This window comes from Xanthomonas arboricola pv. juglandis, assembly GCF_001013475.1.
Lineage (GTDB): Bacteria > Pseudomonadota > Gammaproteobacteria > Xanthomonadales > Xanthomonadaceae > Xanthomonas > Xanthomonas arboricola.
In genome coordinates, this window is the sequence record NZ_JZEF01000002.1 from 166,081 (window position 1) to 182,828 (window position 16,748).

The 16,748-nt window shown below is 65.4% G+C and carries 11 protein-coding genes; 3 read left to right on the forward strand and 8 right to left on the reverse strand.

Annotation, left to right across the window (positions count from 1 at the left end; genetic code table 11):
- Window positions 1-135: 135 nt before the first annotated feature.
- On the reverse strand, window positions 136-1,197 hold the full coding sequence (locus XARJCFBP2528_RS06115) for a glycoside hydrolase family 5 protein (RefSeq protein WP_026064114.1): 1,062 nt from the start codon (window positions 1,195-1,197) through the stop codon (window positions 136-138).
- 514 nt (window positions 1,198-1,711) lie between these two features.
- Window positions 1,712-2,701, reverse strand: a complete 990-nt coding sequence (locus XARJCFBP2528_RS06120) for a glycoside hydrolase family 5 protein (RefSeq protein ID WP_026064115.1) — start codon at window positions 2,699-2,701, stop codon at window positions 1,712-1,714.
- Window positions 2,702-3,217: 516 nt separating this feature from the next.
- Between XARJCFBP2528_RS06120 and XARJCFBP2528_RS06125 the strand changes: the two genes are divergently transcribed.
- Window positions 3,218-3,484, forward strand: coding sequence for a hypothetical protein (locus XARJCFBP2528_RS06125; RefSeq protein WP_146011222.1), 267 nt, complete (start codon window positions 3,218-3,220; stop codon window positions 3,482-3,484).
- Between the two features lie 18 nt (window positions 3,485-3,502).
- Here XARJCFBP2528_RS06125 and XARJCFBP2528_RS06130 read toward each other — a convergent pair whose 3' ends face one another.
- Window positions 3,503-4,576, reverse strand: coding sequence for a glycoside hydrolase family 5 protein (locus XARJCFBP2528_RS06130; protein WP_047124508.1), 1,074 nt, complete (start codon window positions 4,574-4,576; stop codon window positions 3,503-3,505).
- Between the two features lie 308 nt (window positions 4,577-4,884).
- Between XARJCFBP2528_RS06130 and XARJCFBP2528_RS06135 the strand changes: the two genes are divergently transcribed.
- Window positions 4,885-5,943 carry an NAD(P)-dependent alcohol dehydrogenase gene (locus tag XARJCFBP2528_RS06135; protein ID WP_016901586.1) on the forward strand — a complete coding sequence of 353 codons (1,059 nt, stop codon included), beginning with the start codon at window positions 4,885-4,887 and terminating at the stop codon, window positions 5,941-5,943.
- A gap of 186 nt (window positions 5,944-6,129) precedes the next feature.
- On the opposite strand, the gene XARJCFBP2528_RS06140 is transcribed toward XARJCFBP2528_RS06135, so the two are convergent.
- The 4 genes from XARJCFBP2528_RS06140 to XARJCFBP2528_RS06155 form a co-directional block, all read right to left on the reverse strand.
- Window positions 6,130-7,215 (reverse strand): acyltransferase family protein, encoded by a 1,086-nt coding sequence (locus tag XARJCFBP2528_RS06140; protein ID WP_016901587.1) that lies wholly within the window; start codon window positions 7,213-7,215, stop codon window positions 6,130-6,132.
- A 663-nt stretch (window positions 7,216-7,878) separates the two neighbouring features.
- Entirely contained in the window at window positions 7,879-9,360 is a 1,482-nt protein-coding gene (locus XARJCFBP2528_RS06145; protein WP_016901588.1) for an FAD-dependent oxidoreductase, read from the reverse strand.
- 118 nt (window positions 9,361-9,478) lie between these two features.
- Complete coding sequence (gltB, locus tag XARJCFBP2528_RS06150; protein WP_026064117.1) at window positions 9,479-13,951, reverse strand: glutamate synthase large subunit; 4,473 nt, start codon at window positions 13,949-13,951, stop codon at window positions 9,479-9,481.
- 201 nt (window positions 13,952-14,152) lie between these two features.
- Window positions 14,153-14,533 (reverse strand): I78 family peptidase inhibitor, encoded by a 381-nt coding sequence (locus XARJCFBP2528_RS06155; RefSeq protein ID WP_016901590.1) that lies wholly within the window; start codon window positions 14,531-14,533, stop codon window positions 14,153-14,155.
- A gap of 58 nt (window positions 14,534-14,591) precedes the next feature.
- Between XARJCFBP2528_RS06155 and XARJCFBP2528_RS06160 the strand changes: the two genes are divergently transcribed.
- A complete protein-coding gene (locus XARJCFBP2528_RS06160; RefSeq protein WP_026064118.1) occupies window positions 14,592-15,893 on the forward strand; it encodes a DNA topoisomerase IB in 1,302 nt (433 codons plus the stop codon).
- 2 nt (window positions 15,894-15,895) lie between these two features.
- Here the strand turns inward: XARJCFBP2528_RS06160 and XARJCFBP2528_RS06165 are convergent, their stop codons facing one another.
- The gene (locus tag XARJCFBP2528_RS06165; RefSeq protein ID WP_230673960.1) at window positions 15,896-16,459 is read right to left on the reverse strand and encodes a class I SAM-dependent methyltransferase; all 564 of its coding nucleotides are present in this window, start codon (window positions 16,457-16,459) and stop codon (window positions 15,896-15,898) included.
- Window positions 16,460-16,748: the final 289 nt, after the last annotated feature.

The window sequence follows — 16,748 nt, forward strand, 5'->3', positions numbered from 1 at the left end:
TTCAGAGCGACGTGAACATTGTCACCTCGAGACGGTCTTGTTCTGCCTGTCATCCAAAGATGGCCATTACGAAAGATGCAAAAAAAAGCGAGCCGCCTTGCGGCGGCTCGCGTGACTCAACCCATCTGCCTCAGATTACGGAATGGCGCGTGTGGCGCGCACCGCCTGCGGCGAGAGGATGGACATTTGCGGCTTGTCGGTGCCGTCCTTGTTGGGATGCACGCTGTACTGATAGCTGACATTCCACCACGAACCGGCAGCCCACCAGGTCCAGCCCGACCAGACATCTGCATTGGCATCGATATAGCGGAGCATGCCGCGCAGTGCTTCATTGCAGACGGGGTTGTTGGCGGTGCCGAATTCGCCCAGAAACCCGCGCCTGTGGTTGGTGCGCAGCCACTCGGTGAAACTACGTAGACGCTCGACACCGATGGTGGCACTGACGCAGACATTGGTGGTGCCGCTGGAATCGGCATCCAGGTATTGATGCACCTCGAACGCGTAGCGATTGAGCGGATCGTAGATCGAGACCAATGCGGTTGCGTTGGAATAGCCATCGTTGGTGGGCGAATACCAGCTGTGCGCACCGGTCCATAATGCGCCGGGCACCAGAATTAGGTTGTTCGCACCGGTGGCACGAATCGCATTGATGCCTGCCTGTGCAGTGGCAGCCCAGGCGCTGGCGGAGACGCCATTGGGCTCATTCATCAGCCCGAAGATCACCGCATTGTCGCTGGGAAATGCCAGCGCAAGGCGGCGCCACAAGTCGGCGAATGTCGCGATCGGCACTTCGTCGCCACCGATCTTGTAGCCGTAGTATTTGCCGTAATTGTGGATGTCCAGCACCAGATACATGCCCGATGCCTTGGCGCGTGCCACGGCTTGCTGCACCAGGGCCAGTTGGGTCGGATCCAGTTCACCGCGTGCGCTTGGTTGCAGGCGTTCCCACAGCACCGGCAGGCGGATCGTGTTCATGCCGACGCCGGCGAAATAGGTGTAATCGCTGGCCGAGGCATACATATAGTCCTTATTGAGGACGCCGGGTTTTTTGGACGATGCGAATTCGGCGCCAGATAAATTGACGCCGGCATACGTCAGTGCGCGTGTTTGTGCGTAGACGGGTGCGAATGTGCCGAACAGAATGCAGAGCAGGGCGCAGCGGAAAACGGTGCGCAGCGTTTGAGAGACAGCAGACATAAAAACAACTCCTTCGACGACGGGGATGGTGTGTCGCAGCGGTTTGCGTGCGATCTGCGCGAGGTGCGCCACACCTGTCGTAACCAATGCATCTGCCGTGCCGAAATGCCCACCACATCGAATGTGAATTAAATGTGTAGGCTGGGTCGCAGTCACTTACCGCAAGGGTCACGTTCTGGAACAGCACGCTGTGACGCGCCGCGTTGCAAAGCGGTCGCGCACGCTTGTCGACACCGCCATCGCATGCATGGCGCTGTCGAAAAATCGGCGAATGGATGCGCTCGCCGTCAACGGTGCGACGTCGGATCACTGACGCTGCACCGCTGTTGCGCGCGCGCACGTAGCGAGCGCTAGAGCGCGCGCTGAGTGCTGGCGTTTTATTGCGTGAGGACTGTGCCCACCGCGGCTGGGCGCGGCTGCTGCCTGGCATCGGCATGTACCGGGCGTACATGCGTGAGCTGGGTGTTTGCTCCGCAGCGTGCGACGGTTGCCCATCGCACGCTGCTTGCTCCGACTAGTGGGTGATACGTTTTGCGCGTGCGCTCAGGATCGACATCTGCGGCTTGTCGCGGCCCTGCGCATCGGGCTGCACGTTGAAGGGGTAGCTGCGGTTCCACCATGCGCCAGCGGCCCACCAGGTCCAGCCCACCCACACGTCGCGGTTGGTTTCCAGGTAGCCCAGCATGCCGTTGAGTGCGCTGTTGCAGGTGGCGTTGTTGCCGGTGCCGAACTCGCCGAGAAAGCCTTGCTTGTGATTCAGACGCAGCCATTGGGTGAAACTGCGCAGGCGGTCGGCACCGGCGGTGCTGCTGACGCAGCCGGCGCTTGTGCCGCTGGAGTCCGTATCCAGGTACTGATGCACTTCGATGGCGTAGCGATTGAGCGGGTCGCGAATGGAGGCCAGCGCCACTGCGTTGGACTGGCCGGCAACGGTGGAATACCAGCTGTGCGCGCCACTCCATAGCGCGCCGGGCACCAGGATCAGATTGTTGGCACCGGTCTTGCGGATGGTGTCGATCGATGCCTGCGCGGCATTGGCCCATGATTGCGGATTGATGTCGTAAGGCTCGTTCATCAGCCCGAAGATCACGCTGTTGTCGTTCTTGAAGGCGATCGCCAGGCGTCGCCACAGATCGTTGAAGGTGCTGATCGGCACGCGCGCGCTGCCGATCTTGTTGCCGTAATACCTGGCGTAGTTGTGGATATCCAGAATCAGGTAAATATTGGCGGCTTTTGCGTTGGCCACGGCCTGGCGGATCAGCGCCAGCTGCGCCGCATCCAGCTCGCCGCCAGCCTTGGGTTGCAGGCGCTCCCACAGGATCGGCAGCCGGACGATGTTCATGTGTTTACCGGCGAAATAGCGGTAATCGCTGGCAGCCGGATACAGGTAGTCGACATTGAGCACCCCGGGCTTTTGCGAGGATTTGATTTCGGCACCGGAAAGATTGACGCCTGCGTACTTCAGGCGGTTCTGTGCGTGTGCGAACGGCACACCTGCAAGCAGCACGATGACAAGCAGCAGCAATGACAACGCACGGCTGGACAGCCGGCGCGTCGGAGTAGGGGAGGGCAGCATGGGTGACTCCTGAAACATTCGCGGGGGAGATGCATTGCCCTGGCGTGGACCTGCCACGTGCATGACGACACTGCATCGCGTTTCACCCTAAGCGCATCGAGACATTCAAACTACGAATGCGAGCTATCACTTAATTCGAGCTGTGAGCGACTTCGCAGTTATTGCCAAACATGCACATGCTTTGTTGTGGTAAAGCGACACCGCGCGGTCACTCGCGTTGCATGCCGGTTGCAATCTGCGCCGAATGGCTGCGGAAATGCGCCGCATCCCGCATCGCTGGCCGGCCGTGGTGCGATCGCAACGCCGCAGGTTGCTGGCGTCGCACGCGCGGCAGCGATGCACATCGCAATTGCGACATGCGCCGCACTGCGCGGGGAATTATCAGAACCCAACGCGCGGCGCAGCACACGCAATCGCCACCGTGCTGCTGCGCGATCAACACGCATGCACGTGCAAAGTCACCTGGTGCGATTGCGGAACTTCGGCACTTGCCAAGTGCAGCGCGCGATAGGTGTGGGCTGCGTCATGCTTTCCGCAGCGGGCAGCCAGTGCGCCTGCTGCAACCTGCAACAGGCAGATGGGATTGCGGCTGCGATGGATGCAGCGCGCGGTCTGCAATCTTCGGTGGATGTCATCGGTGACACGGGGCAGGACAACGCGGATGGCGCGCAAAAAAAACGGTGGCTGCAGCAACCGCTGCGACCACCGTGATCGACCTTCCCGCGCGGCTTACTTGGTCGCGCGGCGGGCGTACTTGCTCAGAATCGACATCTGCGGCTTGTCGCTGCCGTCCTTGCCCGGCTGCACGGTGAAGAAATATTCCGGCTTCCACCAGGCGCCAGCAGCCCACCAGGTCCAGCCCAGCCACACGTCACTGTTCTTTTCCATGTAGGTCAGCATGCCTTCCAGCGCCTGGTCGCAGACCGAATTGTTGGCGGTGCCGAATTCGCCCAGAAAGCCCTTCTGCTTGTTCTCGCGCAGCCATGCGGTAAAGCCGCGCAGCTTTTCCTCGCCGACTGTGGCGCTGGTGCACACCGGCTTGGTGCCGCTGTAGTCGTTGTCCAGATATTGGTGCGCTTCGAAGGCCAGGTTATTGCCCGGGTCCTTGAGGATTTCCAGCGCCTTGGCATTGGAGACGCCATAGTTGGAGCTGCGCCAGCTGTGCGCGCCGCTGTAGGCGGTGCCCGGCACCAGGATCAGGTTCCTGGCGCCGGTCTTGCGGATCGCGTTGATCGCACCTTGCGCCGCGCTCGCCCAATCGGTGGCGGAAATGCCGTTGGGCTCATTCATCAGCCCGAAGATCACCGACTTGTCGTCCTTGAATTCAAGCGCCAGCCGGCGCCACAGATCTGCGACCGCGGCGGTGGGCACCTCGCTGCTGCCGATGCGCTTGCCGTTGTACTTGGCATAGTTGTGCACATCCAGGATCAGGTACTGCTTGTTGGCCTTGGCCGCATCCACCGATTTCTTCAGCAGCGCCAGTTGCGCCGCATCCAGATCGCCGTTGAGCTGTGGCTGCAGGCGTTCCCACAGGAACGGCAGGCGAATCGTATTCATGCCCTTGCCGGCGAAATAACTGAAATCCGACGCGGCCGGATAGGTGTAGTCCTTGAACAGGGTGCCGGGCTTCTTGCGTGAGTTGAACTCGGCGCCGGACAGATTGACGCCGACATACTTCAAACCGCTGGATTCCTTTCCAGGGCGCGCAGGCTCCTTGGCGTGCGCCAGCGGCAGTGCGGCCAGCAAGGTCAGTGCGAGTGCGGCACTGCGCAAGGATGGGAGCTTGGGGGGAGAGCGGAACATGGAAGCCTCCTTCGGCATCGACGTAGGCGGCCGCGGGGGGAGGGCACGGCCAGCAGGGATGGTGCAGCGCAGGATGGTGGTTGGTCAGCGTAGAAGCTCCGGCGTTAGCGCGCCATTCACGCCGGCAAACGCCGATTTGATCGTGCGCAAACACCTGCGGGGTGCACCATGCCGCTGCGGTCGCGTCCGCAACCCGGCAGGCAAGACGCACTGTCGCAGGAGTGCGACAGGCGCCTGTCTTAAGCTAGCGCCACCCTTTTTTAGTCTCCCGCACTGTCGCGGGGGACGTCACATCCTGGAGTCTCCCCATGAGCCAAGCCCACGCGTACGCCGCCCAAACTGCCGATCAGCCGCTTGCACCGTTCGTGTTCGAACGGCGCGCGCCCGGCCCCAACGATGTGCAGATCGATATCGCCTACTGCGGCGTGTGTCACTCGGACCTGCACACCGCTCGCAACGAATGGCACAACACGCGTTACCCGTCGGTGCCCGGCCACGAAATCGTCGGCCGCGTTACCGCGGTCGGCGATGCGGTCACCGGCTTCAAGGTTGGCGATCTGGCCGGCGTCGGCTGCATGGTCGACAGCTGCCGCAGCTGCGCGTCCTGTCAGGAAGGCGAAGAACAGTACTGCGAGCAGGGCTTCACCGGCACCTATAACGGCCCGATGTTCGGTGGCGGCGAGAACACCTACGGTGGCTATTCGGACCACATCGTGGTCGACCAGAAATACGTGCTGCGCATCTCGCACAGCGACAACCTGGCCGCAGTGGCGCCGCTGCTGTGCGCCGGCATCACCACGTATTCGCCGCTGGCGCACTGGAAGGTCGGTCCCGGTCAGAAGGTGGGCGTGGTCGGTCTGGGCGGCCTGGGCCACATGGCGGTGAAGATCGCCAAGGCGATGGGCGCCACCGTGGTGCTGTTCACCACCTCCGAGAGCAAGCGCGCCGATGCGCTGCGCCTGGGCGCCAGCGAAGTGGTGGTGTCCAAGGACGAGGCGCAGATGGCCGCACAGGCCAACACGCTGGATTTCATCCTCAACACCGTGGCCGCGCCGCACAACCTGGACCCGTTCCTCAATGCGCTCAAGCGCGACGGCGCGATGGTGCTGGTGGGCGTGCCCGAAGAGTCGCATCCTTCGCCGAGTGTGTTCAATCTGGTGATGAAGCGCCGCACCCTGGCCGGTTCGTTGATCGGCGGCATCCGCCAGACCCAGGAAATGCTGGATTTCTGCGCCAAGCACAACATCGTCTCGGACATCGAAACCATCCGCGCCGACCAGATCAACGAGGCCTATGAGCGCATGCTCAAGAGCGACGTGAAGTACCGCTTCGTGATCGACATGGCCACGCTGGACAAGGCGGCCTGATCGCCTGGCCTGCAGCCCTGCCACAGGGCTGTAGGTCGGTTGCCGGCCCTACGGTCGGCTAGGTGATGCGGCATGGAATGCATCACCGGGTTCTGACGGCAGTGCGTGGTCGTATGACCGCACGACATCAGCCGTACCAGCCGGATCGGCAGCGCCACTGAGCGGCACTGCCGGCATGGACTCCCGCTATGCGGACACCGGCGAGGCATGCAGCTTGCCGGCGACAGGCAAGCTGCGTGGGCGGCGCACCGGCAGCGGTGCGGAGAACAGCAGATTCAGCGCGGGCAGGCGGCCCGGTGCACGCAGCAGGCACAGCACGGCCGGCCCCAGTACGCCGACACTCAACAAGGCGAAGAACAGCACCGTTCCCTCGTCGATCCAGCGCGGCAGCAGGTAGGCCAGCACGATGAACGGCGGAAAGTGGCTCAGGTAGAACACCACCGAGTTGCGGCCCACATAGCGGATCGCCTGTGCGGCCGGTTGCCGGTTCGCCCACATCGCCGCGGTGATCAGCAGCGGCAGCGCGATCAGCACCAGCGGCAGGTAGCCGATCCAGATGCCGTGCAGCGCGGTGAGATTGGCGATCAGCACGATGGCGCACAGGCTCAGGCACGACAGTGGCCAGATCCAGCGCGGTGCCTGCCGTAGCAGTGCCGGCACCCGGCCGGCCAGCAGCGTGCCGATGTAGAAGAACGCAAAGTAATAGAACGGATCGGCACCCTGACGCAGCAGCGGACCCAGGCAGACCGAGCCCAGCACGGTCGCGGCCAGGACCAACGGCGCCGGCAGCCGGCGCAGCAAGGGCATCAGCACCAGAAACACGAACAGGTAGAACAGGAACCAGGTCAGTGCCACGTTGCCGACCGCGATCTTGCCCAGGTCCAGCCAGGCGATGGGTTCGGCCTTGGCCAGCACCGAGCCTGCCTCGCGCAGGGCGAAGATCAGCACCGACCAGAGCAGGTAGGGATACAACACGTGCCGCAGCTTGCCGCCGAGGTAGGGCGCGATGCCCTTGTCCAGCCCCCGTGCCACGAACAGGCCCGAAAGCAGGAACATCAGCTGCATGCGCAGCGGCGCCAGCGAGCGGTTGAGGCGCTCGATCGACAGCATCAGTGCGCTGCTTTCTTCCGCCGCACCGCCGCGCAGTTCCGGGTAGGCATCGAAGGCGAAGCCATAGGCGTGCAGCACGATCACCATCAACACGCTGGCACCGCGGAGCCAGTCCACCCAGTCGTCGCGTCCGTGTTGGCCGGTAGTGAGTTGCTGTGTCATGAGGTTGCTTCCTTAGGTGAGGCCCACGGCTTCGCCGCCGCGGGGCGCGGCGACAGATGACTGAGGTCTGGAGTCCGCGGCGGCGGTATCGCGCACCGGGATGGGACCGACTGCCGTCGTTGCCGAGCACATCCGGTTCGGCGCAGGGCGTCCTGCGCGTCTGGAGGTGGGTCGGCAGGATCGCGTTAGAGGGCGACAGCAGATGTGTGACTTAAATCACACTTTGATAGTGGCTGCAATCGTCGAGGCTGCAGATCGCTGCGGGCCTGCGTGAATGCCGATGGCAGGCTCGAGCGTGCGTGCGAAAGGCTGCATGGCGGCTGGGCGCTTGCGTTTGCTGGCACTGCTGTCCGGCGCGCGGTGTGTCCAGCGAGGTGTCGATCGCGGAGGAGGTGCGTGTGTCCTCGCGCGCTGCGGGTCGGACAAGCCACGACCCTGCGATGCGATATCGGCGTTGCGCCACGAGGCGTCTGGCCTGCGTGGCAGGCAGGTGGAGCCCTGGGGCATGAGTCAGGCGAGAGTCTGGTCGCCTACAGGAGCGTCTTCCGCACGGTGGGTCGCGGTGGATGCGCTGCATCGAGGAGCGTCATGCGGCCTGGCTGCCAACGCTGCGTGCGAGCCGGTAACCAGCGGTGGGCGCCGAGCCCACGCGCTGGTCGGCACTCAGGCCGCGGCCGGTTCCTTGACCTGCGCCTTGACACCCAGCAGCTGCACGATGCTGCCGGCCGCATCGCGGCCTTCGGCCACCGCGGTGACCACCAGGTCGGCGCCGCGCACACAGTCGCCACCGGCGAACAGGCGCGGATTGCTGGTCTGGTAGGGCAGGCGGCCATTGTCGTCGGCCGGTGCGACGATGCGGCCGTTGCTGCCGGCTTCCACGCCCTGCGCTGCCAGCCAGTCGGGCAGGGTCGGCGAGAAACCGAAGGCGATGATCACCACGTCCGCTTCCAGCAGCGATTCGCTGCCTTCCACCGGCACGGCGTTGCGCCGCCCGCTGGCATCGGGTTCGCCGAGCCGGGTTTCCACCACGGTCACGCCGATCGCCTCGTCGTCGGCGCCGGATTCGATCGACAGCGGCTGACGGTTGAACAAAAAGCGCACGCCTTCCTCGCGCGCGTTGGCGACCTCGCGTGCCGAGCCCGGCATGCTGGCCTCGTCGCGCCGGTACGCGCAGGTGACCTTGGCCGCACCCAGGCGGATGGCGCTGCGCACGCAGTCCATGCCGGTGTCGCCGCCGCCCAGCACCACCACGCGCTTGCCGTTGAGATCGGGCAGCGCCATCTGGTCTTCCCAGCCGGCGATCGGCCGGCCGTGCGGGTCGTTGCCGCTGACGATGCGGCTGTTCTGCACCAGGAACGGCAATGCCGGCAGCACGTTCTTCAGGTCCTGCCCGGGCAGCCCGCCATCGGTGTAGCGGTAGGCACCGGTGCCCAGGAACACCGCATCGAACTCGCCCAGCAACTGCTCGATGCTGACGTCGCGGCCCACTTCCACGCCCAGGCGGAACTGCACGCCCATGCCTTCGAGGATCTCGCGGCGCTTGCCGATCACCGACTTGTCCAGCTTGAAGCTGGGAATGCCGAACTGCAGCAGGCCGCCGATCTGCTCGTAGCGGTCGTAGACCACCGCCTCGATGCCGGCACGCACCAGGCGGTCCGCGCAGGACAGGCCGGCCGGGCCTGCGCCGATCACCGCCACCCGCCAGCCGCTCGGCTGCACGTTGCCCAGGTCCGGGCGCCAGCCCATCTTGAAGGCGGTATCGACAATGTATTTCTCCACCGCGCCGATGGTGACCGCGCCGAATTCCTCCAGCGTGCAGCTGCCTTCGCACAGGCGGTCCTGCGGACACACCCGCCCGCACACTTCCGGCAGCGGATTGGTGGAGTGGCACAGCGCGGCGGCTTCTTCGATGCGGTTTTCCTGCACCAGCTGCAGCCACTGCGGGATCGCGTTGTGCACCGGGCATTTCCAGCTGCAGTACGGATTGCCGCAGTCCAGGCAACGGCCGGACTGGTACTGCGCGTCGGCCTTGTCGAACTTGCCGTACAGCTCGCCCCAGTCACCGGACGTACGCAGCTCCACCGGAATGCGCGTGGGCATGGTCCGGGGCAGGTCGAGGAATTGGAAGGCTTGCTTGCGGCTCATAGGGCTGGAATCGGGAATGGGGAATGGGGAATCGCAACGGCGGTTCTGCGAGACGGGAGTGGAGCCGACGAACCGGGCTTTTCACCATTCCCGATTCCCGACTCCCCAATCCCGTCACTCAGGCGGCACGCCTGAGTGACTCTGTCAGCGACTCGATGCTGGCGGCCTTGGGTTTGACCAGCCAGAACTTGCCGATGTAGTCGCGGAACTCGTCCAGGATCTGCTGCGCCCAGATGCTGCCGGTCAGCTCGCGGTGGCGGCTGATCAGGGTGTGCAGGTGCTGGCGATGGTTCTCGAAGCCCTCGGCGGAGACGCGGTGGATGTCGATCAGTTCGTGGTTGTAGCGGTCCACGAAGTCGCGTTCGATATCCAGCACGTAGGCCAGCCCGCCGGTGAAACCGGCGCCGAAGTTCAGGCCGACCTTGCCCAGCACCAGCACCACACCGTCGGTCATGTACTCGCAGCAGTGGTCGCCGGCGCCTTCCACCACCGCCAGCGCGCCGGAGTTGCGCACCGCAAAGCGCTCGCCCGCCCGCCCGGCCGCGAACAGCTCGCCGCCGGTGGCGCCGTACAGGCAGGTGTTGCCCACGATCGGCGTGCTACGCGCCTCGAAGCGCGCCCCGCGCGGCGGGCGCACTACCAGGCGGCCGCCGGCCATGCCCTTGCCGACGTAGTCGTTGGCCTCGCCTTCCAGCTCCAGCTGCAGGCCACCGGCGTTGAACGCGCCGAAGCTCTGCCCGGCGGTGCCGCGGAAGCGCAGGTTCAACGGCGCATCGCTCATGCCGTGGTTGCCGTGCACGCGCGCGATGGCGCCGGACAGGCGCGCGCCGATCGAGCGGTCGGTGTTGTGGATCAAAAAGCGGTGGTCGCCGCCGCGCTTGTTGGCGATCGCATCGGCGAGCAGGCCGTCCATCTGCGTGGCCAGGCTGTCGGGCGATTCGTACAGGCGCTGGGCCGCGCAATGGCTGCCGTCGTACTGCGCATGCGTGAGCAGGCGCGAGAGATCGACCTTGACCCCGGCACGTGGCGAGACCTCCAGCTGTTCGAGCAGGTCGGTGCGGCCGACGATGTCGTCCAGCGAGCGCACGCCCAGGTAGGACAGCCACTGGCGCACTTCCTCGGCCAGCAGACGGAAGAAATGCTCCACGCGCTCGGGCAGGCCGGTGAAGTAGTTCGCGCGCAGGCGCTCGTCCTGGGTGGCCACGCCGGTGGCGCAGTTGTTGAGGTGGCAGATGCGCAGGTATTTGCAGCCCAGCACGATCATCGGCGCGGTGCCGAAGCCGAAGCTGTCGGCGCCCAGCAACGCCGCCTTGACCACGTCCAGGCCGGTCTTCAGGCCGCCGTCGGTCTGCAGGATGGTGCGCTCGCGCAGGTCGTTGGCCACCAGCGCCTGGTGCGACTCGGCCACGCCCAGTTCCCACGGCACGCCGGCATAGCGGATCGAGCTGACCGGGCTGGCGCCGGTGCCGCCGTCGTGGCCGGACACGGTGATCAGGTCGGCGCCGGCCTTGACCACGCCGGCGGCAATGGTGCCGACGCCGGCATGCGCCACCAGCTTCACCGACACCAGCGCGGTCGGATTGACCTGCTTGAGGTCATAGATCAGCTGGGCCAGATCCTCGATCGAATAGATGTCGTGGTGCGGTGGCGGGCTGATCAGGCCGATGCCGGGCTTGGCGTAGCGCAGCCGCGCGATCAGCTCGTTGACCTTGTGGCCGGGCAGCTGGCCGCCTTCGCCGGGCTTGGCGCCCTGGGCGACCTTGATCTGCAGCACCTCGGCATTGACCAGGTATTCCGGGGTCACGCCGAAGCGGCCGGAGGCCACCTGCTTGATCTTGGAGCGCTTCTCGGTGCCATAGCGCGCCGGGTCTTCGCCGCCTTCGCCCGAATTGCTGCGCCCGCCCAGGCGGTTCATCGCGATGGCCAGCGCCTCATGCGCTTCGGGCGACAACGCGCCCAGGCTGATCGCGGCGGTGTCGAAGCGACGCAACACATCTTCGGCCGGGGCCACCTCGTCCAGGGGGGTCGGGGTGTCGGCGCGCTTGAGCTGGACCAGATCGCGCAGCGTGGAGGCCGGGCGCGCATGCACCGCATCGACGTACTTCTGCCAGTCGCCGGCATCGCCGGTGCGGGTGGCGCGCTGCAGCGTCATGACCACGTCGGGGTTGTACATGTGGTACTCGCCGCCGTGCACGTACTTGAGCAGGCCGCCCACTTCCGGCTTGAGCTGGTCGTTCCAGGCGCGTGCGGTGAGCTCGCGCGCCTCGGTATCCAGCCGTGACAGGCCCACGCCGCCGATGCGCGCGGGCGTCTCGGCAAAGCACAGCTCCACCACGTCCGGATCCAGCCCGACGATCTCGAACAACTGCGCGCCGCGGTAGCTGGCGATAGTGCAGATGCCCATCTTGGAGATGATCTTGGACAGGCCCTTGTAGATGCCCTTGCGGTAGCGGCGGCCGATCTGCGACTGCTCGCCGCCCTTGCTCAGCTGCAGGATGCCGCGCCGGCCCAGGTCGAACAGCGTCTGGTAGGCCAGGTACGGATACACCGCGGTGGCGCCGAAGCCGAGCAGGCAGGCCATGTGGTGCGCATCGCGCGCGGTGCCGGTTTCGATGATCAGGTTGACGTCGCAGCGCAGGCCCACCTTGCACAGGTGGTGATGCACCGCGCCGGTGGCCAGCAGCGCATGCGCCATCGGCCGGTCCGGGACCGGGTAGCGGTCGGACAGCAACAGCATGACGGCGCCGGCGCGTGCGGCCGCCTCCACTTCCTGGCAGATGCGTTCCAGGCCGGCCTTGAGGCCTTCCTCCACGCTGTAGGACAGGTCGATCAGGCGGTTGCGCTCGACGTACTGCTCCATCTTCAGCAGCTGGCGCAGCTTGCGCTGGCTGAGCACCGGCGAGTTGAGGATGACGTGGTTCACGGTCTCCGCGCCGGCGTGGAAGATGTTGGTCTCCTTGCCGAGCTGGGTGGTGAGCGACATCGCGATGCCTTCGCGCAGCGGGTCGATCGGCGGGTTGGTGACCTGCGCGAAGGCTTGGCGGAAGTAGTCGTACAGCGGCCGGGTCTGGCGGCTGAGCACCGCCATCGGGGTGTCGTCGCCCATCGAGCCGGTGGCTTCCTGCTCGGTCTCGGCCAGCGGGCGCAGGATCTGCTCCACTTCCTCGGTGCTGAGCTGGAACAGCTTGTGGTAGCTGCGCAGGGTCTGCTCGCTGAAGGGTTCTTCCACCAGCGAAGGGTCGATCAGTTCGGTCTGCAGATAGGTCACGCCCTGCTGCAGCCATTGCTTGTACGGCGCGCGCGCACGGTTGATGCGGTCGATGGCGTCCGAGTCCAGCAGATCGCCGCGCTTGAGGTCGATCGCCATCATCTCGCCCGGGCCGAGCTTGCCCTTGCGGGTGATGCGCTCAGCGGGCAGCTCCCACACGCCGGCCTCGGAGGCGACCAGGAAATGGCGGTCGGAAGTCAGCATCCAGCGCGCCGGGCGCAGGCCGTTGCGGTCGAGCATGCAGGCGGCATAGCGGCCGTCGCAGGCGACGATGCCGGCCGGGCCATCCCACGGCTCGGTGTTGAGGCCGTAGAACTCGTAGAACGCGGCCAGGTCGGCGTCCTTGAACTCCAGCGACTGGGTCGCCGGCGGCACCAGGATGCGCAGCGCCTGCAGCAGGTCCATGCCACCGGCGATCAGCAGCTCGAGCATGTTGTCCAGGCTCTGCGAGTCCGAGCCGTGCATGGAGATCACCGGGTCGAACTCGGCGATGTCGAAACGCGGGGTCTGCCACACCTTGCTGCGCGCCTGCGCCCAGCGGCGGTTGCCTTCGATGGTGTTGATCTCGCCGTTGTGGGCGAGCAGGCGGAACGGATGCGCCAGCGGCCAGCGCGGCAGCGTGTTGGTGGAAAAGCGCTGGTGGAAGACGATCGCGCTGGAGGACAGGTCGCTGCGCTGCAGGTCCGGGTAGAACGTGCTCAGCTTGTCCGGAAGCACCATGCCCTTGTAACTGATGCCGTTGGGCGAGAGCGTGGTGACGTAGAAATTTTCCACCTCGCGCAGCGCCTGCTCGGCGCGGCGGCGCGCCAGGAACAGCGCCAGGGTGAAGCCGTCTTCGCTCTGCTCGGCGCCGGCATCGACGAATACCTGTTCAATGCGCGGCAAGGTGTCGCGTGCCAGCTGGCCGCAGACGCTGTCGTCGGTGGGCACCACGCGCCAGCCGCGGAACTGCACGCCGGCGCGGTGCAACTGGGTTTCCAGTTCGGTGCGACAGCGTGCGGCATCGGCTTCGTCCAGCGGCAGGAACACCACGCCGGCCGCGTAGCGCGTGCCCAGGGCGATACCGGCATCGCGCGCCAGCCCGCGCAGGAACGCATCCGGTTTGCGGATCAGCAGGCCGCAGCCATCGCCGGTGAGGCCGTCGGCCGCCACGCCGCCGCGGTGGGTCATGCGCGAGAGCGCCGCAATTGCGGTGTCCACCAGCGAGCGGGAAGGTTGGTCGTCCAACTGGGCGACCATGCCAAAACCACAGGCGTCGCGCTCATCGCGCACGCTGTTGTAGAGACCGTAGTCGTTGAGCCCTTGGCGAGTGCGGGGGGCCATGTCTGCCTCTTTGCGATCTGGGAGAGCGGCGACGACGTTGCAGCGCTCGATCCGTGGAGCGTTTCGAAGAGGTCACCGGATGATCGACTAGACCACAGTTGATGCGGTGCCGCAATACACCGTTACAGCTGCAACGAGGGCGGCCGCAAGGCCTTGTGCCAGCTGGCTTGGCGCCTGTTCGCCAACAGGCGCCAACCGGTACTAGCCGCAACGCACCGAAGCGATCACGTTCTTGGCATCCACTTCCAGATTGAGCCGTTCGCCGTTGAACTCCATCGTGGTCATCTGGCCGGGCTTGAGCACGCGCACCGACTTGGCGCCGGCGTCGGTGCGGGCCTGGTCGCTCACCGCATCGGTCAGCGCCTGGCCCACCAGCGATTGCACCTGGGTGGCATCGCAGCTGCCGATCGGCGGCGCTTCGGGCGCGGCCGCCGGTGCCGGTGCGGCGGCCTGTTCGGCGGCTTGCTGCGCCTTGGCGGAGACGGCTTCCTGCTCGTCCGGTTGCGGCGAACCGCAGGCAGTCAATGCCGCCAGCACGACCAGGGTACAGGCCAGACGGGCGGTAGGCAGGACAGCGCGCATCGATGACTCCAGCACAGTAGGGGAGGCCCAAGCATAAGCAGAAAACCCGCTCGCGGGCATCGCTTGCCCACATGGCGTTGTCGCAGCGTTGACGCGGCCTAGTCCTGACCGGCTCAACAATCGGCGCCTGTCCTTCGATCCGTGCGCAATGAAAGCCAAACGTGTTCTTCGCAATGCCGCTGCCACCGCCGGCGCGGCCGGCAAGTTGGCCACCGTTGCCGCCGGCGCGGTGGCCGCCACCGCCGCGGTGGCGAGCGTGGCCGCGGTTGCACAGGCCAAGGCCACCGCGCGCGCGGCCGGGCTCACCTACGTCAACGATCAGCAGCCCGGCATCAGCCGCCGCAAGGCGGGCAAGAGCTTCAGTTACCGCAGCGCGGATGGACAACGCGTAGCCGATGCCGACACATTGCAGCGCATCCGCGCGCTGGCGATTCCGCCGGCATATACCGAGGTGTGGATCTGCGCCAAGCCCAACGGCCATCTGCAGGCCACCGGCCGCGATGCGCGCCGGCGCAAGCAGTACCGCTACCACGCCGATTGGGCGCAGGTGCGCGGCGAAGGCAAGTTCGAACGGGTGATCGCCTTCGGCCAGGCGCTGCCCAAGCTGCGCCGCCGGCTACGCCGCGATCTGGTCTTGCCGGGATTTCCGCGCGAGAAGGTGCTGGCGATCGTGGTGGCGTTGCTGGCCGACACGCTGGTGCGCGTGGGCAACGCGGAGTATGCGCGCAGCAATCGTTCCTACGGGCTGACCACGTTGCGCAACCGGCACATGGAATTCTTGCGCGGCGGGCGCGCGCGGCTGAAGTTCCGCGGCAAGAGCGGCCAGGATCACGATATCGAGGTGGACGACAAGCAACTGGTCAAACTGATCCGCGAATGCCAGCAATTGCCGGGGCAATCGCTGTTCCAGTACCGCGATGACGACGGCCAGCTGCAGCCGGTGGATTCGGGCGAGGTCAACGACTACCTGCGCGAGGCGATGGGCGAGGATTTCACCGCCAAGGATTTCCGCACCTGGGGCGGCACACTGGCGGCATTGCAACGTCTGGCACGCTTGCCGCTGCCCGAGCGCATGAGCGAACGCGCGCTGACCCAGGTGCAGAACGATGTCATCCGCGAAGTAGCCGATGCGCTGGGCAATACACCCTCGGTGTGTCGCAAGGCCTACATCGACCCGTGCGTATTCGAAGGCTGGCGCGCCGGTCAGTTGCAGGCCATGGCCACCGGCGTGCGCGGCGAGCGCCAATGGGAGGCAGCGACGCTACGCTTTCTGACCGACTCGCGCAGCAAGCCACGCAAGACCAGCAGCAAACCGCGCAAGGCGGCCGGGCCGAGCCTGCGCCGTGCAAAATCTGCCTGAGGCTATGCTGCGCATGCGCGACGTTGGATGCGATAGGTCGTCGCAGGCGGAACGTTTCGATACGTGCGCCCGATCCTGACCGCTTCCAGATTGAGCGCGTCGAGGATCTGTGCCGGAACCGAGCACCTGATTCCGTAGGTAAACAGATACAGCCGGCCACCAGGCTTCAACTGCATGAAGGCGCCACGCAAGATCGCAGCCACCTGATGCGCCGGCATATTCAACAAGCCAAGGCCGCAGACCACGGCATCGACGCACGCACCATCGATGCGGGGGACCGATTCAAGCTCGGCAACATCCATCTGCAGCAGTCTTGCGCGCGGAAAGCGCTGTTTGAGCAGCGCAGAAAAGGTGGCGTTGTACTCGAGCAGGGTGAGGTTCTTTTCCTGCACGCCCTTGTCGATCATCGCCTGGGTGAACACACCGGTGCCCGGCCCGAGTTCGAGGACACGGCCAGTACGCTCCGACAACTCGGAAGTGATGATGGAGGCGAGTGCGCGTCCGGAGGGGAGTATCGCGGCAACGGAGCAGGGTGCGGTGAGCCATTCGCGAAAAAACGACGTCATATACGAACGAGCCATCTATCCTCACAACATTGAAAGAGTTCGTTCAAGCAACATCTGCGCACATCGACGCAGACGCGCGATTGTGCGGAAAACAAGGCTAAAGCAAGACGCTGTCCGTAGTCGGTCCTCGCTGCGATTCGGCCACGAGAGTTCAGGTTCTTATCAGTATTGGCACCTTGGCAATGCCACGTTGGCGCTGCAATGCAGTGCCATCAACGAGCAATTTTCTGAGTGATTGCTGATGCAGGCGATGACCGAATGCGTTGCGCGTCACGTGCCCAACGCCTGT